This window comes from Bacillus sp. FSL K6-2944, assembly GCF_038005385.1.
Lineage (GTDB): Bacteria > Bacillota > Bacilli > Bacillales > Bacillaceae_G > Bacillus_A > Bacillus_A cereus.
Window position 1 is genome coordinate 58,063 of the sequence record NZ_JBBOTE010000005.1, and the last position, 21,032, is coordinate 79,094.

The following is a 21,032-nucleotide window of genomic DNA, read 5'->3' on the forward strand; positions in this document are numbered from 1 at the left end:
CGTTCTTTTATTTTGTAATTTCAAATACATACCTATCGACCGTTCCTAGGCATCCCTTGGTTTGAATGATATATGTTCCCGGTTGTGTGAAATGGATTTGTTTTCGGTTTAACTGGATATATTGGGGATTACCCTGAATAATTGTGATTACTTCACTACTTAACGTGTACGGCAGATTTACTGTCATTGTGTTTTGTATCACATGTCCTTCCATTTGCACTTGTTCCGTTCCTACTTTTTGATGTCTTGCCTCTGCAGTAGAATGGGGCGTTGCTATCATAAAACTACAACAAGCGAGAATACTAGAAATCACGATGGGTTTCTTTTTTCTCAATTTCATCTTTGAAAATCCCTCCAATAAATGATTGTGTGTGACATATACCACCATACAATAATGGATTAGTAGTGACTAGCTTTCATACGTTGAGAAATTTTAAAAATTATACGGTTCCGTTGCAAAGTGTGAAAAAAGCATAAACGGGTGGAGAAATAAGAGGGAATAATTATGCAGTAGCTATTAATTTTTGTAGTTCATTGTATACGGAAAAGGCGAAATCCAATTCTTCAAAAAAGCTTTGCAGTCTTTTCATGCTTCAAAACCTCGTGCAATCACAGTTGATAAAAACCCTGCTTATCCAATTGCTGTCACAACGTTGAAGAAAGAGAAACATCTGCCGTTAGGCATTTAAATCAGGCAGATAGAATATCTAAATAACATCGTAGAGCAGGACCATCGTTTCATAAAAACGTATACGATCCATGTTAGGACTTAACTTTTCGTATAGCTACATGTATTCTTGCGGGAGTAGAAGCCATGCATATGATAAAAAAAGAACAGATTGATTTACGGGATCAGTCTGTTCAAAATCAAAAACAATTCATTCATCAATTATTTGGATTAACAGCGTAAAGAACGATTCCGATAGGAATCCCCATTGCTCTTTGAAATGTATCCTTTATTTGCACCAGAACCAATAAAAGTGAGTTGTTTTTTGGCGGAGAAGGGGCTAGTACTGAAAAGAATTGAGAAAGCCAAAGTCCAGTGATTAAGTTTAATTACTGGACTTTGGCTTTCTGTAGTGTATTTACATTAACGTAAATGTTATATACTTGCTGTCAATGCAGAAATGAATTGGACGAAAAAGTATTAAGTGAATTGAGACGATTCTGTTGCACAGTTTTTGGAGCTGAGCTAGACTGTAGAAAAAATGAGATGAGGAGCATAACATATGGGATATTTTAAAGGAAAACAATTCGAGAGAGACATTATCTTGATAGCCGTCGGCTATTATTGTCGTTTTTCTTTAAGCTATCGTGATGTTCCTGAAATCTTGAAAGAACGTGGCATATCCGTTCACCCTACGACGATCATGCGTTGGGTTCATGAATATGGCAATTTGATTTATCAAATCTGGAAAAAGAAAAACAAAACGACACACCTTGTTTGGCATTTAGATGAGACTTACATCAAAGTTAAAGGGGAGTGGCGCTATCTGTATCGTGCAATTGATGGAGATGGGCATACTTTGGATATTCAACTTCGTAGAACTCGTGATCATCAAGCGGCTTATATGTTTATGCAGCGACTCGTCAAAGCTTTTGGAGAACCATCGGTTCTTACGACAGACAAGGCTCCGGCTTTACTTTGTGCATTCAAAAAATTGAAGAAAGACGATTATTATACACATACCAAACACTGTACCATCAAATATCATAATAATCTTATTGAACAAGATCATCGACATGTAAAACGACGCTTTGCCAAATCTTCTGGATTCCAAAGTATCCGTCATGCTTCTCGTACTATAAAGGGGATTGAAACGATTCAGGCTATATATAAACAGAGACGAAGTCTTGAATTAGACTCCGTTTTTTCGGCGTACGATGCACTACAAAAATTAGTAGCGGTTGCTTAAACTCAAACGCCACTTTATAATCCGTTCTTTATTTTTTTAAATTTTGCACCAGAACCAAATATAATCATTTTCCATCTCGACCCTTTTGTTAAAGTAGCAATCGAGATTTATATGGAAAAAAGACAATCGAGTTTCTTCGTATTATATAAGGATTGTAATTGGAACTTTAGCTCATACCTAGTATTCCCAATCATCTTTTGCAAAATTTGACGAAGACGCGATGATTGTCAAGGATATTTGTATGACAGAATGAGCTTGCTATGACATATATAAATGGCATTGATAGAAACTCCTCTTTTTAAACAAATGTTTGATTCGTCATGATTTGTACAAAGTCTGGAGAGATTCGCTAGATAACGACCAAATTTTGCATATTTAAAATAATAGTCGATTTTGGATGTATGAATCGTTCGTACACAGCTGATATAATCATTTTTAGTGTATTATTCTACTATTTGTCTCCCTTCATTATGAATAGATGAGTTGTGTTTCATCAGTTCGTTCTTTTGAAATAAATTTGATATGATAGAGGTATGAAATGCTAAGAAGAGAGGCCTCGGAATGAATAATTGCATCAATTTACGTATTGATTTTGCTTTTAAGCAATTATTTGGAACCCAAGGAAATGAAGACAGCAATTAATGGGATTTTTGAATGCAGTCTTGCGTAAAACGTTATCGTCCCCTATTATGAGTTAGACAAAAGAAGTGGCTATCACTTGAATAAGGAGAATGAATATATGCGTTTACGAAATGGGCGTTTGGAGCTTTTACATCAAATAAACAATGCATTGAGCGCACATTAACAATATAGAATGGAGCGAATGGATACGAATGAAGACGACTTATACAGATGAAATTATAAGGTTATCAAGTTTTTGTAATCTACGACTTTTTTGATGAATATTTAAATTTATTTGGTCACGGTGAAGAACAAGCTGAAGATTCGAATTAAATTATCTTTATAATTATATTTATAAACAAAGGTGGTTACGACAATGAAATCTATCTCACAAAACGTTCTAGATACGCTTGTAGTCGGTATTGATGAAGATGTTCAAATGCTTTTCATAATGATGATAGACTATGAAGAAGAAATTGACATGATTACAAAAGAAGAACTTATAACTGCACATGAAAATTTAAAAGAAGTTATTTTATTTTGCCAATCACATTCGCAAGGGATGGATGTTCTTCTTATGGAAGAGATCCTGGTAGGAATCAACCATCGTATTTCAGAAATATTGGGAAAAAAATTCACTATAGAAAATCCAAATGCCATTTATGGTGAAAAATTACGTTTACCTGAAGGAGTAACGGTGCGTAGAAAATTAGAAGAATCCAGTTTTCACTATATATTTGACCATGAAACCTTTGGAGAAATCGGGAAAATAGTATTTCAAAAAGAAAACGGGTACATACTATATTTCGATACTTATTTAAGTGAACATGTTGTAGAAAATAGTCCCCCAGCACTCATGCTAAAAGAAATCGGAAATATATTACAAAAAGAGATTTTGCGTTTACGCTAAATCTTTGTATCTGTCTAAAATCTATGAGCGGTAGAAGCAGCATCTTCGAGCGAAATATATTTTTGAATTTTATGAATATAACTCTTTGATTAATGATGCTGGTTATCCTTTTAAATAGCCATTCTTTTATCCATATCTAAATGAAATTCACCATATGGGCTATCTGTTCTACTCCGCAGAATGATTTCCATTAAAAGTAAAATAAGATTGCATATTTTGAAGCATACGGTATTTTATCAAAAGTCATTCAATTTTTTGCTGTTTATAAACATAAGTTATGACATCGAGCGAAACCCTGTAATTCCTGCATATAAAATTTAGGTTCAAAACTTTAAGAGTTATGAACCTTTTTGTAAAAAAGCAAACAATTATGTTAATGATAAACCCATATTTTTTACTATAACTGGAAACCACCTTGCGGACTACAGCAGCTACCCTGTCACTAAGCCTTCTAGACGAATATGTACTTGCTGACAAAAAGACTTGGATTTGTATCCAAGTCTTTTTTTATAGTTACGTGTCATTCGTATCAGAATGAGGATATTTTCATTTCTTCTTCAAAAAGTGCTGTTTTTAACTTGTACCAATGATTTTATTGTACTGTTCTTGGATGGTTTGTAGTTGTAGACTTAACTCTTTTGCAAGTGATGCCATCGTAGGCTCTTGTTCCAAAATCAGCAACAAGTTCAACATTTCTAAAAGGATTTGATGAACCTTATATACTTCTTTTGTATCCGCATAGTCAGAAGTAGAATGAAGTAGAAGTATAGACTCCATTATACTCATTTTTAGATCGATTTCTTGTAGTAATGGTTTAGAATCCCCAAATAGCGATTGGTTAAACATACAAACACTCTCCCTTACTGTATTCTGCGAGAAGAAGATGATTACCCAATAACTTCCTCATGCGCAAGCTGAAAAATGAATGAAAAAGAGTGATGCTTTTTTTGTATTCTATACCAATTACCGTACGTACACAATAATATGCAAGACATTTGTATATTATGATATAAAAATTATTTTCATTTGAAAAAAAGCCAAATGTATATACAGCTTGAATTTCTTCATTGAATTTGTTCTGTTTTGGTTTTTACCTGAAATATTCTTTTATTTGATATAACTTCGGTTAACTGAAGTTATATCAAAGTTTTTTACGTAGCAAGGTTAACTTTAAAGGGGATTTGAATGGGGAGGAATGCAGTTGAAAATGAACAACAGCAGATCGATGATCTGATTATCATGATATATTTTAGTTTTGATCATGTTGATACAACCAATCTATATGGAACGAATGGTTTGGTTCTGGTGCAAATAAAGGATACATTCCCAAGAAATAATGACAATTCCTACTGGAATCATTCTTTACGCTGTTAATCCAAATAATTGATGAATAAATTCTTGTAACTACTCAGCCACCTTTCGGTGTCTTTTTTAAATTTTACTAGTTTCATATGCCTCCCATTTGTAAATACTGAGTATATCAAACAGGGGAGGTGAATCTTATGGTCGATCGAAAAATTATTTTAGATACATATAAAAAAGGACCTGAAGCTGTTATTTCTTTATTTGAAGAAACATTTTCTAAGTTAGAAAAACGTATACAAGAACTAGAAAATGCTTCAAAAAAAAACTCCAAAAATAGTCATAAGCCACCTTCTACAGATGGTTTGGGTAAGCCCGTTACAAAAAGTTTGCGCAAACCGTCTCATCGTCAAACGGGTGGCCAGTTGGGCCACAAGGGACATACTCTTGGTTTGACAGCGACTCCAGATCATACGATTACACATTCTCCTACATATTGTACTTGTTGTCATACTTCCTTGAACCACGAGCCTGTAAAAGGGTATCGCATTCGCCAAGTGTATGACTTACCACCTATTCAGATCGAAGTGACAGAACATAAAGTAGAACAGAAAGAATGCCCACATTGCCATTCTATCCAAGAAGCCCAATTTCCTTCGACAGTATCTCGTCCTGTTCAATATGGTCCAAATATAAAAAGACTGATTCCCTATTTAACGCATTATCAATGCATTTCTTTGAAGCGAACAAAAGAATTCTTTCAGGATTGTTTTGGACATTCTATAAGCGAAGGAACCCTGGTAAATCATACACAGGCTTTCGCTTCTCAATTGCAGCCATTCATAAAAGAAGTAAAGGAAAAGATTCTGCAGTCTCCTGTTGTCCATTTTGATGAAACTGGTATGCGTGTAGAAAACAAAACACAATGGTTACATACTGCCAGTACACCGGAGGTGACATTGCAACATATTCATCAAAAACGTGGAAAAGAAGCAATGGATGCTGGAGAAATCTTGCCATCTTTTTCTGGAATTGCGATGCATGATGGTTGGAAATCGTATGATGCGTATACAGATTGTCGTCACGTTTTATGTAATGCCCATCTCTTACGAGATTTACAAGGAATTATAGATAGTACTGGAGAACAATGGGCACAACAGATGCAGAAATTTCTAACGCAAGCGTTGACGATGAAAAAGCAATCCGAAGGTACCATGCCAAAAGCGACGCAAAAGAATCTGTTTATTATGTATCAATCCATATTGAAAGAACAACAGATTCTTTCCACGAAACAAAAGAAGAAAGGAAAGCAGACGCCTTCTCAAAATTTATGGAATCGCTTCGTCAAGTATTCTGACAGAATTCTAGCGTTTTTAGAACATCCAGCCATTCCATTTGATAACAATCAAGCAGAACGGGATATTCGGATGACGAAAGTAAAACAGAAAGTGTCTGGGACTTTCCGAAGTAAGAAAGGCGCAGAATCTTTTTGTCAGATACGAAGCTTTATGAGTACCATGAAAAAACAAAAACAATCGGTCTTACAAGCGATAAACCAAGTCATAGAAACTAGAACGGTTCCTTGGAATAACACGACTTCATAAGAGAATTTCTCTATTTGGCATAGATTCTTTCTCTGATTGGAGTATTTTCTTTTCATGTTTTCGAATCGGAAACATGTATTTGGCCTGTTTTTTTATTTGAAGAAGCTGAGTAGTTACAAATAATTATAAAGATGATTAGAAATATGAGTTTGCTCACAGATTTTTTGTTGTAACAACAAAGAGAAAATATGCTTTAAAAATAACACTGATTTTTCATTAAAGCGTTTATTTAAGCCCTCGGGGCTAAGTACAGTACCTGTAACTGCGTGAAGCCTACTATATAATCGGACTAAAGGTTCACTGGCCACTCTTTGGCTAATCCAAACACAAATGGTAGCTAAATCTAATCCTGAAAATATGCGTTTTCTCTTTACAAATTTCATCTCTCTTGCGAGTTCTTCCAAAAAATCAGGTGTGATATAGCGCTGTAATTCTTCTGCAAATGGCTGCAACTCCTCTTGAATCGAGAGATTCATAAAAAAACGTCACCCTTCCTTATAGTCTATTAAGAAAGAATAACGTTTTTTTGTACTTGGGGGTAGTAAAAATGCTTAAGTTGATGGGCATGTATCGTGAGGCCTATTACATGATTTAGGAACTGTACATGGCCAAGGTAAAGGAAAAATATATAAACGTGCGCGCTTACGCATACATGGATCTGTGGATGTATTGAACAACATAGCTCGTGTGTTACATCGTGAATTGGGTGTAGGCTTAAAACGAATACAAACAGACGGGAAAATACCGCAAGCAAAACAAATTTATTATCAATCCAAAAAAGAAATTCCATTCATACTGGAGTTTGCTGGAGCAACAGAATCCTTACATAGATTTTATGATTTTCGCCTCGGTTATATCTGTACAAATGAACGAAAGAGAGTATAGTGTTTATGACATTGCAGGTGAAAAATGATTAAAAAAGATTTATTTCATATATGATATTTTAGACCTGGTTCTTCTCGCAGAGATATAGATGATTCTTCAATGAAAGGAACAGGGTAAAGATATATAAGAAGTAAAAAGAAACATCCCATTGCTGGAATCTTTATTGTTTGCTATACGAACAAAGATTTCAAGTAGTGTGTTACCTGTTCTAGACGAGTATGTACTTGCTGACAAAAAGACTTGGATTTGTATCCAAGTCTTTTTGTTTTTTATAGTTACATGTCATTCGTATCAGAATGAGGATATTTTCATTTCTTCTTTAAAAAGTGCTGTTTTTAGCTTATACCAATGATTTTATTGTACTGTTCTTGGATGGTTTGTAGTTGTAGATTTAACTCTTTTGCAAGTGATGCCATCGTAGGCTCTTGTTCCAAAATCAGCAACAAGTTCGACATTTCTAAAAGGATTTGGTGAACCTTATATACTTCTTTTGTATCCACATAGCCAGAAGTGGAATGAAGTAGCAGTATAGACTCCATTATACTCATTTTTCGATCGATTTCTTGTAGTAATGGTTTAGAATCCCTAAATAGCGAGTGGTTAAACATACCAACACTCTCCCTTGCTATATTCTGCGAGAAGATGATTACGCAATAACTTCCTCATGTGCAAGCTGAAAAATGAATGAAAAAGAGTGATACTTTTTTTGTATTCTATACCAATTGTAATAATTACACAATAATATGTAAGACGTTTGCATATTATGATATGAATATTATTTTTATTTGAAGAAAAATCCAAATGTATATACAGTTTGCATTTTTTCATGGAATTTGTCCTGTTTTGGTTTCTACCTAAACTAGTCTTTTATTTGATTCAAATGGGTTAACCCATGTTAACTAAGTTAACCGAAGTTATATCAAAGTTTTTTTACGTAGCAAGGTTAACGTTAAAGGGGATTGGAATGGGGAGGAATGCAGTTGAAAATGAACAACAACAGATCGATGATCTGATTATCATGATATATTTTAGCTTTGATCATGTTGATACAACCAATCTATATGAAACGAATGGTTTTGTGTACCAACTGTATACGAACTCACTTGAAACAAACTCTTCAGATTGACTAATAAACGCTTTAAATTTACGCGGAGTAGAAAAATATATAAATGAATTAAAACAAATACATAATCCTATAAGGCCCCTTAAAATGACCGAAGGTGTTTTTCTAATAAAAGAGCATTGTATTTTTAATATAATTCCCGTAAAGTAAGCGCATACCATACAAAACATACATATAGGAGTGTTATACACAATGAAACCCATTTTCAAAACAAGTATAGCTCTAACACTTTTTTCTCTTTCTCTTATAGGGTGTCAGTCACTACAAACACAGCCGAAACAACCATCTTCACTAACCGAACAACAAGTGATGGCCGATGCTTGGTATCAAACGGCCGGAGAAGTCAAAGCGCTCTATCATCAAGGATATAATATAGGGAAAATGAAATTAGACACAGCACTTGCCAAAGGTACCGAGAAAAAGGCTGCCATCGTTTTAGATTTAGATGAAACAGTTGTGGATAATAGTCCGTATCAAGCTATGACCGTGAAAACAAGAAAAGAATATCCCTATAAATGGGAAGAATGGATTCAACAAGCGAAAGCAGAAGCTCTTCCTGGCGCCGTTTCCTTTTTACAATATGCAAATGAAAAAGGTGTGGCGATCTACTACATTTCAAATCGCAAACAGAGTCAATTAGATGCTACTTTACAAAACTTACAGAAACTGAATATCCCGCAAGCTGATAAAGAGCATGTCTTATTGCAAGGCAAAGAAGAAAAAGGGAAGGAAGAGCGAAGAAAAAAAGTTGCGTCAGAACATGATATTGTTTTATTCTTTGGAGATAATTTATCTGATTTTACTGGATTTGATGAAAAATCTGTACAAGATAGAAATCAAGCGGTAGAAGAGATGCACGAAGTATTTGGAGAAAAGTTTATTATGTTCCCAAATCCAATGTATGGGGATTGTGAATCCGCTTTATATCAATATGACTTAAAAAAATCAGATATTGAAAAAGGTAAGATACGTAAAAATACATTGAGTGTATTTGAATATACGAAAAAATAGAAGTATTAAGACAAACAGATACATGTTTGCTATTATATTCTATAAGCTGTGGTAAGCTGTCATTTGGAAGATTGAGCGAATGCGCTCAATCTTTTTTCATATTTGTTACTATCCTATGGTTCAATTGCAATATATGGCGAATACAAACTGACTATCAAGGGGATTTCTTTGATGGTAAATTGTTGATGTATCAACTATAGAGGACTTCTATCCCGACCTTTATATTTTAAACAAACGTTTGATTCGGCATCCTTCGTACGAAATCCATACGGATTCGCTACAATTCGTCAATATTTGTATACATTTTTTGAGAAAGGAATTCTGTATGTATAAATCTAATTTCGTTGCTTTCTTACTATTCATGATCTCTTTTTCTTGTTACGTCATCTATGTAACCAAAAACCCGCTCTATTTGCATCCAGTCGTATTATTGTCTATTATGTTGATTACAATTGTAGGTGTCATTTTGTTGAGCGATTTTTATGATACAACTTATATGAAATATATACTTCTCATGGGATTGTTTCTGTATCTCATTCTTATATGTAGTACAATGCTAAACATCATATGAGTGTGGGTGTACAATAATATACCAATAATTTTTTACTTGAATCCCTTTACATTGGCCCCATAGGATAGGTGACAAATACAATCACTCCATTTTTATTGTCTGAACCAATTCTATGTGCGTCATATTTTTATTTTCTTACATATTTATATTTCAAACAACACACGCTAGTATACATACCAATTCTTAACAGAAGGAGTGTATATGAAAGCGATTCTGAAACTCATTTTTGCAGGTTCCCTTCTTTGTCTATTATGTGCGTGTGCGGAACGAAGAGAAATCGAAGAATTAGGATTTGTTGTTGGTGCTGCCTATGATCAATCCTCACATGCGGCCATTAAAGGCACCTATCAAATGGTATTACCCAATACATTCAGTGCTTCCGAACGTGGCACAGCTACACAAAAAAATTATATTAATCTAAGTTCTACAGGAGAAAGTATTTTTGCACATTTCCGCATGATTGCAAAGAAAATTAGTCGTCCTTTATTTTTCCCACACATACAAGTCATTATTTTTTCTGAAGAAGTATTACGAACACCCTATATGTTACAAAATATTTTGGATGTATATACACGTGATGAAGCGATGAGAAGAAATATTCGGCTATTTGTGGCTAAGGGTCGTGCAGCACATATTTTAGCTCAAAACGCAGGTCCTGAATATTTACCTGCAAAATATATTTGGATGCTATCGGAACATACACAAAAAAATGCACAAATGATAGAGAAAAAGCGAATTGGCGATATTCACAGTAAAATCATCGCAAAGAAAAGTTTTGTCCTTCCCGTTGTATTTCGTACAAAACAAGGCGTAGAATTAAGTGGCTCTGCCTTATTTAAAGGTACCGATAATCGCTTGGTTGCAATGTTAAACGCACAAGATACTGCCGCCTTACAGTATATGACTAGCTCAAAAGTAAGAGGGATTGTTACTGTTCCGATGAACAAACAACGTATTACCTATGAGTTTCATCGTGTACACCAACGCATGGAACTCGATGTGACAAACCCCACGCACCCTAAGGTCGATATATATGTGAAATTAGATGGAAAAATTGCGGAGATGCATTCCTCTCTAGCTCACCAATATTCCATGAAACAGCTCCAGCAGGTATTAGCAAACGAAATGAAAAAACAACTACAAACGACAACCAAACGTCTACAAACACAATATAAATTAGATGTCATCGGAATTGAAGACAAGTACCAACGACAAGACTTCAAAAAATGGAAAGAAATAGAGAATGATTGGGAGAATGGCAAACAATATTTCTCTACCTGTCAAATTCGTATTCATGTACAGCCTCAGATTACACAATCTGGATCGACATTGCCAAAATAGTACATATAGAACTTAGCTATCATGTATCTTTTATTAAATGGAAGATACTCCAGTTCGTGAATATCATGCATTTCAACATTTTGTAGAAATCGAACTATCGAAATTCCAACAAAAGTTATTCCTACAATTAGCACTTAAAAGAGGATGTTCAGCAAGAAAGATGGCCTATACCGTATTGCATTTTCTGCTGAAGACAAAGTAAAAGAATCCTACAATAAACGCAGGATTCCTTTACCAGGTATTTTGTTGACAAATGAGCAATTCAGGGGAATGGAGTCTTTCACCACTCAATTCCCTTTTTTATGTTATAACACTCTGGAATGAGATTTCAATAATAATACGAAAGAGAGATAGGAATAATCCTATCTCTCTTTCGTACAAGGGTTTCGATGACAGAAAACTCATACAGCTCATACTCTATTTTAAATTAATAAGACAGAAAATTCAATTTCATTGTTAATTTCTCAATGAGAATCCTTATGAAGGGTTCTTTTTTTCATAATATATAATCTAATCCCTGCAATAACTATGTATTTTTTATACAGCTACGGTCGATATAGCCTGTTTATATATCAATTGTTGTTTACCATCAACATTAATTAAAATTGTAAACCTATTCACCGCAATAATTTGTCCAGTTACTCTAAAACCCTTCAATAAGATAATTGTAACTTCTTTTTTAGCTTCTATTACTTGCTGATATACTTCATCTTGAATAGTAATCATTTGGATCGTTGCAACTCCTTTACTTTTTTAGAATCATTCATGGCTTCTAAAAAAGCATATTCTTTTGCAGTCATTTCAACGGTTGGACAATACTCGGTTTTTGATAATTTATGAAGTAACGTAAGATTTTTACTTAATTTTTCTATCATGTCATCTAATGTAATTTGATTCGTACCGTATCCAATCACTGGGTTCAAAAATACATCTAACCCTATGAGACTTGGTTCAATGAGAGAAACAATCTCTTGTACTTTTGGCAATATGGCCGTTTCATAACGTTCTTTAAAGGATTCTAAATCATCTGGCGTTGGTTCATTAGAACAGAATTTTTTAAATGCTACCACACGAATATCATTCCGCAATTCCTCAATACGTGTTTGATAAAACTCCAGGTCAAATCCCTCTTTATCCGCAACATCAAAATGAAGCTCTGTTTGTGATCTACGCTTTTTTTTGTAAAAATCCATAAGGAGTTGTTCTTTTGAGTTAAACATCATAACAAAGACAGTACGTTCTAAATTCGTAACTTTATTTACAACACTGAGTGTCTCATCTAATATGTTTGCTCGCGTTTCATCATCTAATTTTCTAACAGATGAAAGAACGAGGGTTTTTATATTCTCAAGTGAATCGGAGTTGATAATGTGTTGAAGAGAAACTTGAGCTATATCCGGTAAACAAGGATCTGTTGTTCTATCCAGAAGAAACATATCCTTAATTGCGCGGATTGTATTTTTGATTTCTTTTTGAGCCTGTCGAATTTTTTCAATGCTCTGATCCACATAGTGTGGTTGTTTTAAACGGGTAAAAATAAATTCACGTCTTTCTTCAAAATGTTGCTGTAAAAGTGACATAGCTGTTTTCCCCTCTCTAGTTTTCTGAATTGATTAAACTTTCCTTTTATATTTTATCATTAAATTTTATGGATTTGTGGACAGTAGCAAAGTTTATTTAAATAGACAAATTTTGAAAGTGCATATCAGACAATCAGAATCGAATATTCTTTACCAAGGTAGTTATCAAAGTGAATATCAAGTTCATAACCAAAGAATCTATCATGATAGTACTATCAAAAGAAATCACTCATTCCTGTATATTTTTAGGCACTTTTGAATTTTGTTTATAAAGAGGGAGGAACTGAAATGAACAACAAGATGGGGTTTCTTGCCCATCCCCTCCAAAAGGTACATTAAGGATTTATTCCATAAAAGGAAATGTCTCTGAATCAGTCTGCCCTACTCGATTCAGAGACATTTTAGTGATTATATTCGTAAGAATAGATACAGCGAAGTTAAGATTCTTTCATTAGCCCACGTTTTTCAATCTCACGATATAATGTTGATTTTGTTACAGTCGTCTTTTTCTCGATTTGCTTAATCGTGTACTTTCTCGTTTTCCAAAGATCAATGGCATGATCTACTAAATCCTTGTTTTTTCCTTTACGTCCAAACTTTACTCCATGTTCCCTCGCTCTGAGTTTACCGGCCATCGTCCGCTCACGAATGAAATTACGTTCCATTTCCGCGAACAGCCCCAACAGCGTAATCATTGCTTTGGTCATAATATCGTTGTTCCGGCGTGTGTCAATCCCGTCAGATATGCAAACGAGATGAATCCCCCTCTTAGTAAATGATTCGTAGGTCTTCAACACATCAGATATGGATCGTCCCATTCGATCTAATTTGTAACCAACCACAGTATCACCGGGTTGCACTACTTCTAGTAACTGCTTAAATTCTGTACGGTCATTCACATTCTTACCTGATATCTTTTCACAAAATAGCTTATCGACACCATATCGTTGTAATTCTTCGATTTGTATTTCTAAATCTTGATGTGCAGCTGACACGCGAGCATATCCATAAACATTCCCCATTTAAATTCCTCTTTCCTGTAGATTTTCTCTTGATTATAACCTTGCATTTAGGGAGAATAAATAGGGAACGTTCTAGACTAGGAAAATGGGGATTCCTAAAGGATTCCCTAAATTTCAGATTTTAGGGAATCTACCGAGCTAATATACCTTTTGGAGGGGTTGGGCAAAAATCCCCTTATTCCATTCTCATTCTTTTTTCCTGGAAGGATTTAATGTACTGTGTATTTAACAAAGGCTTGTAATCCCTTATCAATTGTTTTTCAATTAAGTTAGTATATTCATACGTATAAGATCCTATCTCAAAATAAATTAGTACAAAATTTATTAGTCCTCTTCTTGCATAAAAACGTGTTGTAGGTTCATATCCTTTTAAATGATAAAGCATCCTATCACGAACTTTTGATGATTTACCTATATAAAGTGGTGTATTAGGGTAATGAGCTTTTGATTCAAACAATACATATACTGCGTTACAATTCATGTGCAAATTATCTTTAATATCACAGGCATCAATAAACAAATGCGGATACATGAATTCTTCTTTCTCTTCAAAAAAACCACGTTCTTTTGGGTCTCTATACAATATAAATTTGTCCTTCATTACAATACGCTCCTTCTCCTAAAAGGGTTTTCCATTTACTCAAAGCAGGATTAATTTCAAAGAAGAATTTATGCAACATGTCTCTCGCTTGGATGTTATCTTTGCTAATGCTGGTGTTAATTTCTCTGGCATGTATGACAACCCCTTGATTGTTATAAAAACAGACTCTAACTAAATACATACCCCATTGTATTTTTAGTATTGAAGTAATATATGAAAAATCTTGAACGGGGATTAAGAAGCATTCATCTTCAGTATGTTGGTCATATCTTTGCATTAGCTTGACACTTAGCATCTGCTTTTTCAATCCAATAAAAACGGTCCCTTCTGCAGGATTCCAGAAGGGATTTTCAAAATCATCTACTAATCTTTCAGTGATAATATTTCCAGACAAAGTAATTTCTGTTTTCCAGTCTTTATATATATCACTTTTAACATCAGTAATGGAAAACGCAAAAAAAGAATCGTCAAGTTTATTATATTGAATAGATAAAATACAACGTTTTGCAATATTATCCTTCAAGAGTATTCTCTCCTTTTAATTTTTTTACGATATCTAATGTTATTTCCATTTAATACGTAAAACTTACATACTTTAACTCTATAAGGTTACGGCAACGATTCTTTCCTTTTGGAGCCACAGAAGAAAAATGAGGAGTATAATTGATGAATCTTTGTTTTCTTATATAAAATTAAAGCCCTCTTATAGAAAGAGAGCTTTAACAATATTTGTAAGGGTAAAATAAATTGCTATATAAAAAAATTACGTCCCCAAGAATCGTTGTATTTCGGTTTCTTGTAATCCAGTAAGTTTTGCAATATCTTTTATGGATACACCATTTTTATGCATTCCACGAATTAACTGCATCTTTCCTTCCTCTTTTCCTTCCTCACGAGCATGTGCTAATTTCGCTTGTTCATCAAATAATACCTTTTCCCTGGCTTCATAAGCTAATCGGAAAGAACTGTTTTGACTCATGTCTTCCCACTTGTTCATGGCCTTTTGTAACATCGGATCTTGTTTCATCGCAATATCCTCCAATGTGTGAGTCAAATGCTCATCCTCATGTGCTGGTAGCAATAACAGCCATCGAGCGAATTCATTTTCCCACGGATTAATTTTTTCTTCCCTCCATTGCTGCAGTAACTTTGGAATCTCAATGAAGTGAATCTCCAAATCATTAAGTAATACTTGTTTTTGTTGTTGACTCCAAAATTGACCAACTGTATGCAGATCTTCATAATCTGGAAACAGATAAAAATCTAATAAGTTAATCGCAATTGTTTTACGAAGAGAACGATACGGTATTCCCTTTTCAATTTGAGATGTATACAATTTTGGGTTCTGGTGCAAAAAAGTTAGGTTAATTGCAAGTAATCTTCTAATTTGGGACATACTGATACGATTACTCTACAAAAGGGATGTGATCAGTATGAAAAAGGACAATTTGTTTAAATGGAAGCATTACCAACCAGATATAATTTTATTAACTGTACGTTGGTACCTACGGTACAATCTAAGTTTTCGAGATTTGGTGGAAATGATGGAAGAAAGAGGATTATCTTTAGCTCATACAACGATTATGCGCTGGGTCCATCAATACGGACCGGAACTGGATAAACGTATCCGATGTCATTTGAAACAAACAAATGATTCATGGCGAGTGGATGAAACGTATATAAAAGTAAAAGGGCAATGGATGTATTTATACCGTGCGGTTGATTCTGAAGGAAATACGATTGACTTCAATCTTAGTAAAACTAGAAATCATAAGGCTGCAAAGCGATTCTTTAAGAAAGCTTTGCAATCTTTTCATGCCTCAAAACCTCGTACAATTACAATTGATAAAAATCCTGCTTATCCAGTTGCTATCACCAAATTAAAGAACGAGAAAAAAGTGCCGTTAGGCACTCAAATTCGGCAGATAAAATATCTAAATAACGTAGTGGAGCAAGACCATCGCTTCATTAAAAAACGTGTACGCTCTATGTTAGGTTTTAAATCTTTTGGCACAGCTACATGTATGCTTGCGGGAGTAGAAGCCATGCACATGATAAAAAAAGAACAGGTGGATTTACAGAATCAGTCTGTTCGCAATCAAAAAGAATTTATTCATCAATTATTTGGATTCACAGCGTAAAGAATGATTCCAGTAGGAATCCTCATTATTTTTTGGGAATGTATCCTTTATTTGCACCAGAACCACATTTGAAGCATGTCAATTAAACTGTATATGTTTTTGAAATGTTTATTATAAAAAGAAATTAAAATCCTTTATTTATAAGGGTTTTATCACTAAATTTCTTGCTATTCCCCCATCTCGAGGCGATGGGCAAAGAAACCCTTTTTATAATCATCAAAGATTTCAAAAGAAATTAAACAACCTGAGTCCATATAAATATAGAACTCAGGTTGCGTAATCTGCGCTTTTTAATTACACACTTTTCTTGTGTGATCCAGGTGTTACTGTGAAGTAATATTTTGAGCCTTCATATGCGTAATTTGTATTTGCTAATCCAGCTATACGTGGAGCATTATCGTATTGTAGTTCTTGCGACCCCACAATAGATGATAATCCTTTACCAGGTAACAGTGTATAATCTGACTGTATTTTGTATACAGCCGCCGCATAATCATTATACTTATAGTCAGGGTTATCTACTCTTGATATATCAAATTTAACTTGCGAACTCGTTTGTTTTGTAACATTTACAGTATGCTGAAAACTAGCTGTTAAACTGGCGCTAATCTCTGAAGTAACATCTGCAACAAGAGGAACAACCGACACTTTTATCCCCATCTTCCATCCAGCTGTTGTTGCGAATCCAAACATATTCGTTGTTGATACACCCGAAGTTAACGTTTGATTATAACCGAATGCAGCTGCATCATTCTGCAGACCCGAAGCATCTGGAAGCAGTTTATAGTTTGTTTCTCGTTTTAGTTTACTTGTGCCGTCCCATATCACACTATATGTTTGATTCAGGTCCTTTTGAACCAGATCGATTTGGGCTTGTGTATATCCGTAATCTGATAAATGATTTGAATCTGTAATCAGAGATAAATCCTCTGGATTATAATATCCATCTCTAATTTGTCCGTTCGCTTGTTTTTGAACAAAATATCCTATCGTTGGATATTTTTTTGAAGGAATAACGGAAGGAAACCTAATATTTTTACCACCTAATACCCCACCATCAATTGTATTAGCAAATGGCTCAAAATAAACAGTATCTCCTATATCTGTCGATTCAACATATGCCGTTCCATGATCTGGAATTGGATTATATGGATTTTCTGGGAGTAATGGAAGACCTGGGTCCACATCACCATCCGTATCAAATTTAGTAAGTTTGTTTTTATACACAGGAGTCATCTTACCATTTTCCATTTGGTAACCTTGAATCAATCCCTCCTGTGATGATGAAACATCAGCTTTTTGTGTTTCCGCTGCAAAAGATGTGGCCGGTGTAACCGCAATCGCTGACATACTTAACATACTTGTAAGCGGTATAATAGTAGCTAACTTTTTATAACGTTTTCGCAATATAAACTCCTCCGTTTCTATGTATGGATAAAGTAGGATACTAGTAACCTACTTACTTAAGTATAAAGGGGAAACTGTATATTGCCTCCCTCATAATGGGCTTTTACAAAGGTAATATTGAGGTGTCGCCACAGTACTATCAGGCTGTAGTGACAGGGTAGCTGCTCTAGTCCGCAGGATTTTTTCCAGTAATAGTAAAACAGGGTGTTCTTGAAGGCTATGCTCTCTCTCAATTATACTATTTATTAAATAAACGTAATGAGATGAGGGGAAATATTGAAAAAAAGTTGGACTGAAGAAGAATTATTAGAGAACTATATGCTGTTACCAAATGAACGTCATTTAGTATTGAGTAAAAAAACAAACGCCAATCGGCTGGGATTTGCTGTCTTACTAAAATATTTTCAAAAGGAAGCTCGTTTTCCAAGCGAAAAACAAGATATCTCAAAAGATATTGTTCAACATTTAGCACATCAAATAGATGCGTTACCTGAAGATTTTTTTGAACATTATAGATGGGGCGGAAAAGAAAGAAGTTATACAGATCATCGAAAAATCATTCGTGATCTCTTTGGTTTCAGAGAGATCACTTCAAAAGATAATCTCCAATTGATACAATGGCTAAAAGAACAAGTACAACTTACACATGATATGGAAGATTTATCTGATCAAGCTTATCGCAAATGGAAAGTAGAACCACCTTCTAAAGGTAGTTTAAAACGAATGATTCATTCCGCTATTGATACGTATGAGGGGTAGAACCAGCATCTCCGAGTAAAACGGACATTTTTAAATATTCAGAAAATTATCATGACTATTAAAGTGGTTTCACTTTTAGCTCAAACGTCTAAATGATTTAATCATTCAAAGTAACAACTTAATTTTAGATATTGCCATGCCATATCCTCTTGAAAAGATGCACTAACAAAAAGTGTCACAGAACTATTATTCTGTGACACTTTTTGTTAAAATAAGACTGAATATAATAAAAAAAGAGGTTAAGTTTGAAAAAAAGTGACATAGAACTTGAAGTGTTTGGAACGTATCTTTTGGAACAAGGTAAACGAGAAATTACAGTTGAAGATTATAAACGGCATATTCAAAATTCTCATTCTTGGTTAGTACATGAAAATGATTCTGGTGCAAATACAGTGAGATATGAAAAAAAGAAAAAGATTCCTAGCGGAATGGAACTTTATGCTGTTAAACCAAAGATTTAATTGATAAAATACATTTGCTTTTGGACAGACCTCCCCCCTTGGGGGGTTTGTCCTTTTTTGATCATATGCATAGCTTCTATTCCAGCAATCATTTTTGTAGCTGTTTGCAAGGATTTCAATCCAAACATATTCCGAATCCGTTTTTTGATAAATCGATGATCTTGCTCAATGATATGGTTTAAATATTTTTTCACACGAAGTGGTATACATTTCTCTTCCTTTAGTTCACGTATCGCAACAGGATAGGCCTTATCTCCATCAGCAGTTATCGAACGAGGCTTTGTGGCATGACAAAGAAGCCAAGGCTTTCTTTAGAAAACGCTTGGCAGCCTTCGCATCTCGTTTACGACTTAAATAAAAATCAATCGTATTTCCCTCAGAATCAACCGCACGGTATAAATACCTTCATTGCCCTTTTACTTTTATATATGATTCATCTGCTCGATATGAATCATTTGTTTAAGATGACGTCGGATACGTTTATCCAGTTCCGGTCCGTATTGATGGACCCAGCGCATAATCGTTGTATGAGCTAGGGATAATCCTCGTTCTTCATTTCCACCAGGTCTCGAAAACTTAGATTGTGCCGTAGGTACCAACGTACAGTTAATACAATGATATCCAGTTGATAATGCTTCCATTTAAACAAAGTGTCCCTTTTCATACTGATCACACACCTTTTGTAGAGTAATACTATCAGTATGTCCAAGGTTTAAAGTTTCATTGCACAAATATTATATTTTTTGCATCAGATCCTTATATCATGTATATATAAATCATTTTCCATGTTTAGTTTTCATATTATTACCGATTCACTCAAGGATGCCGGTTTATAGGAACCTTCGTGTTTTCAAATTACTTAGAGTATAAACTATCACTTGAAATTTGTTGTTCAGGTCCATTATTAATAGACCATAATAATTCCATTATACTTGCACCAGGTCCATTGAAGTACTCTATTTTAATATTATATAATTCATCTTTATTTAAAGAAATAGATCGGCTAGTATGTTTTGTTTTTGACATTACATTGTAATCATCAATTACAGCTTCATCATTAATATAGACACGTACACCATCATCAGAATTGGTAATAATTTTATATTCCCCTGTTTGAGGCGCTTTAATTTTTCCAGTCCAGCGAATTGAAAAATTTTCTGGGACTTTTCCTAATGCGTCGGGTAAATCGCTAATAGTAATATTTTTGTCTACACGTTCCATTACTTTATTATTAAAAAATACCCCTGTATAGTATTCTCCTAATAAACCATGCTCTACTTGAGGTGGTGTTTCACTTTTCACCAACCCTGCATTTAAATTTTTTAAATTATTTTGAGTTACAGTTATGTATTTCGTTAATCCATCACTACCAAAATAAGGACTGGTTCCAAAAAAGCGATAATTTTGTGGAACGTTTACTTTCGCATAGTACTTCCCATCGGCCACATCACCAAAAGAATACTTCCCTTGTGAATCCGTTGTAGAGCTTTTCATTAAAGATCCATTAATCGTAAATAAATCCATTTTAATATTGCCAATTCCGGATTCCCCTTCATCCATCTTCCCATTTTTGTTTTTATCTTCCCAGACCACACCTGTATTTTCAGCAGCATATGTTGGCGTAGTCATCACATATTGACTACTTAATAGTGTGGTAGATAATAGTGTTCCATACATGATTTTGTTTAATTTCATAAAATGATTCCTCCCAAAGTTACTTTTCATTGACTTACTAAAGATAACGAATCCGGAAGGTTCTAACAAACATAAAAATAAC

Annotated in this window: 20 protein-coding genes and 6 pseudogenes; 13 read left to right on the top strand and 13 right to left on the bottom strand. The window is 34.3% G+C overall.

The window, feature by feature from the left end; genetic code table 11:
* Positions 1–7: 7 nt before the first annotated feature.
* Positions 8–340, bottom strand: coding sequence for a hypothetical protein (locus MHH55_RS32780; RefSeq protein WP_078187749.1), 333 nt, complete (start codon positions 338–340; stop codon positions 8–10).
* 220 nt (positions 341–560) lie between these two features.
* On the opposite strand from MHH55_RS32780, the pseudogene MHH55_RS32785 reads away from it, so the two are divergent.
* The 4 genes and pseudogenes from MHH55_RS32785 to MHH55_RS32795 all read left to right on the top strand — a co-directional run.
* Positions 561–910: pseudogene (locus MHH55_RS32785) on the top strand (DDE-type integrase/transposase/recombinase); the annotation flags it as partial.
* 319 nt (positions 911–1,229) lie between these two features.
* Complete coding sequence (locus MHH55_RS32790) at positions 1,230–1,916, top strand: IS6 family transposase (RefSeq protein ID WP_078187750.1); 687 nt, start codon at positions 1,230–1,232, stop codon at positions 1,914–1,916.
* A gap of 561 nt (positions 1,917–2,477) precedes the next feature.
* A pseudogene (locus tag MHH55_RS36615) lies at positions 2,478–2,611 on the top strand (PD-(D/E)XK nuclease family transposase); the annotation flags it as partial.
* Between the two features lie 302 nt (positions 2,612–2,913).
* Positions 2,914–3,447, top strand: coding sequence for a hypothetical protein (locus MHH55_RS32795; protein WP_340882279.1), 534 nt, complete (start codon positions 2,914–2,916; stop codon positions 3,445–3,447).
* A gap of 573 nt (positions 3,448–4,020) precedes the next feature.
* Here the strand turns inward: MHH55_RS32795 and MHH55_RS32800 are convergent.
* Positions 4,021–4,293 (bottom strand): hypothetical protein, encoded by a 273-nt coding sequence (locus tag MHH55_RS32800; RefSeq protein WP_078188157.1) that lies wholly within the window; start codon positions 4,291–4,293, stop codon positions 4,021–4,023.
* 339 nt (positions 4,294–4,632) lie between these two features.
* On the opposite strand from MHH55_RS32800, the gene MHH55_RS32805 reads away from it, so the two are divergent.
* Together MHH55_RS32805 and tnpC are read left to right on the top strand one after the other, a co-directional pair.
* Entirely contained in the window at positions 4,633–4,821 is a 189-nt protein-coding gene (locus MHH55_RS32805; protein WP_078188158.1) for a hypothetical protein, read from the top strand.
* A gap of 128 nt (positions 4,822–4,949) precedes the next feature.
* Positions 4,950–6,353, top strand: a complete 1,404-nt coding sequence (tnpC, locus tag MHH55_RS32810; RefSeq protein ID WP_100910632.1) for an IS66 family transposase — start codon at positions 4,950–4,952, stop codon at positions 6,351–6,353.
* 119 nt (positions 6,354–6,472) lie between these two features.
* On the opposite strand, the pseudogene MHH55_RS32815 reads toward tnpC, so the two are convergent.
* Positions 6,473–6,829, bottom strand: a pseudogene (locus tag MHH55_RS32815) (IS4 family transposase); the annotation flags it as partial.
* Between the two features lie 193 nt (positions 6,830–7,022).
* On the opposite strand from MHH55_RS32815, the gene MHH55_RS32820 reads away from it, so the two are divergent.
* Positions 7,023–7,238 (top strand): hypothetical protein, encoded by a 216-nt coding sequence (locus MHH55_RS32820; protein ID WP_176116673.1) that lies wholly within the window; start codon positions 7,023–7,025, stop codon positions 7,236–7,238.
* A 335-nt stretch (positions 7,239–7,573) separates the two neighbouring features.
* Here the strand turns inward: MHH55_RS32820 and MHH55_RS32825 are convergent, their stop codons facing one another.
* Positions 7,574–7,846, bottom strand: coding sequence for a hypothetical protein (locus MHH55_RS32825; RefSeq protein ID WP_078187656.1), 273 nt, complete (start codon positions 7,844–7,846; stop codon positions 7,574–7,576).
* Between the two features lie 356 nt (positions 7,847–8,202).
* On the opposite strand from MHH55_RS32825, the gene MHH55_RS32830 reads away from it, so the two are divergent.
* The 3 genes from MHH55_RS32830 (at position 8,203) to MHH55_RS32840 (ending at position 11,284) form a co-directional block, all read left to right on the top strand.
* A complete protein-coding gene (locus MHH55_RS32830) occupies positions 8,203–8,364 on the top strand; it encodes a hypothetical protein (RefSeq protein ID WP_340828929.1) in 162 nt (53 codons plus the stop codon).
* A 189-nt stretch (positions 8,365–8,553) separates the two neighbouring features.
* Positions 8,554–9,372, top strand: coding sequence for a 5'-nucleotidase, lipoprotein e(P4) family (locus MHH55_RS32835; RefSeq protein ID WP_078187655.1), 819 nt, complete (start codon positions 8,554–8,556; stop codon positions 9,370–9,372).
* 772 nt (positions 9,373–10,144) lie between these two features.
* Positions 10,145–11,284, top strand: coding sequence for a Ger(x)C family spore germination protein (locus MHH55_RS32840; protein WP_078187653.1), 1,140 nt, complete (start codon positions 10,145–10,147; stop codon positions 11,282–11,284).
* 537 nt (positions 11,285–11,821) lie between these two features.
* Here MHH55_RS32840 and hfq read toward each other — a convergent pair.
* The 6 genes and pseudogenes from hfq to MHH55_RS32870 form a co-directional block, all read right to left on the bottom strand.
* Positions 11,822–12,010 (bottom strand): RNA chaperone Hfq, encoded by a 189-nt coding sequence (gene hfq / locus MHH55_RS32845; RefSeq protein WP_078187652.1) that lies wholly within the window; start codon positions 12,008–12,010, stop codon positions 11,822–11,824.
* Positions 12,007–12,864, bottom strand: a complete 858-nt coding sequence (locus MHH55_RS32850) for a hypothetical protein (RefSeq protein WP_078187651.1) — start codon at positions 12,862–12,864, stop codon at positions 12,007–12,009. Before MHH55_RS32850 ends, hfq begins: the two co-directional genes overlap by 4 nt.
* A 437-nt stretch (positions 12,865–13,301) precedes the next feature.
* A complete protein-coding gene (locus tag MHH55_RS32855; RefSeq protein ID WP_078187650.1) occupies positions 13,302–13,886 on the bottom strand; it encodes a recombinase family protein in 585 nt (194 codons plus the stop codon).
* 175 nt (positions 13,887–14,061) lie between these two features.
* Positions 14,062–14,487 (bottom strand): GIY-YIG nuclease family protein, encoded by a 426-nt coding sequence (locus tag MHH55_RS32860; RefSeq protein WP_078187649.1) that lies wholly within the window; start codon positions 14,485–14,487, stop codon positions 14,062–14,064.
* Entirely contained in the window at positions 14,462–15,010 is a 549-nt protein-coding gene (locus tag MHH55_RS32865; RefSeq protein ID WP_078187648.1) for a hypothetical protein, read from the bottom strand. The genes MHH55_RS32860 and MHH55_RS32865 overlap by 26 nt, the downstream gene beginning before the upstream one ends.
* Positions 15,011–15,250: 240 nt before the next feature.
* Positions 15,251–15,832, bottom strand: a pseudogene (locus MHH55_RS32870) (Rpn family recombination-promoting nuclease/putative transposase); the annotation flags it as partial.
* An 88-nt stretch (positions 15,833–15,920) separates the two neighbouring features.
* Between MHH55_RS32870 and MHH55_RS32875 the strand changes: the two are divergent.
* On the top strand, positions 15,921–16,628 hold the full coding sequence (locus MHH55_RS32875) for an IS6 family transposase (RefSeq protein WP_233936647.1): 708 nt from the start codon (positions 15,921–15,923) through the stop codon (positions 16,626–16,628).
* Between the two features lie 294 nt (positions 16,629–16,922).
* Here the strand turns inward: MHH55_RS32875 and MHH55_RS32880 are convergent, their stop codons facing one another.
* Positions 16,923–18,035 carry a hypothetical protein gene (locus tag MHH55_RS32880; RefSeq protein WP_078187999.1) on the bottom strand — a complete coding sequence of 371 codons (1,113 nt, stop codon included), beginning with the start codon at positions 18,033–18,035 and terminating at the stop codon, positions 16,923–16,925.
* Between the two features lie 276 nt (positions 18,036–18,311).
* Here MHH55_RS32880 and MHH55_RS32885 point away from each other — a divergent pair.
* Both MHH55_RS32885 and MHH55_RS32890 read left to right on the top strand, forming a co-directional pair.
* Positions 18,312–18,788 (top strand): annotated as a pseudogene (locus MHH55_RS32885) (DUF4158 domain-containing protein); the annotation flags it as partial.
* Between the two features lie 251 nt (positions 18,789–19,039).
* Positions 19,040–19,255, top strand: coding sequence for a hypothetical protein (locus tag MHH55_RS32890; RefSeq protein WP_139362556.1), 216 nt, complete (start codon positions 19,040–19,042; stop codon positions 19,253–19,255).
* Here MHH55_RS32890 and MHH55_RS32895 read toward each other — a convergent pair.
* A pseudogene (locus tag MHH55_RS32895) lies at positions 19,252–19,919 on the bottom strand (IS6 family transposase). The gene MHH55_RS32890 and the pseudogene MHH55_RS32895 overlap by 4 nt on opposite strands.
* A 191-nt stretch (positions 19,920–20,110) precedes the next feature.
* Positions 20,111–20,950: a PA14 domain-containing protein gene (locus MHH55_RS32900; RefSeq protein WP_176116703.1), complete on the bottom strand. Its 840-nt coding sequence runs from the start codon at positions 20,948–20,950 to the stop codon at positions 20,111–20,113.
* Positions 20,951–21,032 lie beyond the last annotated feature (82 nt).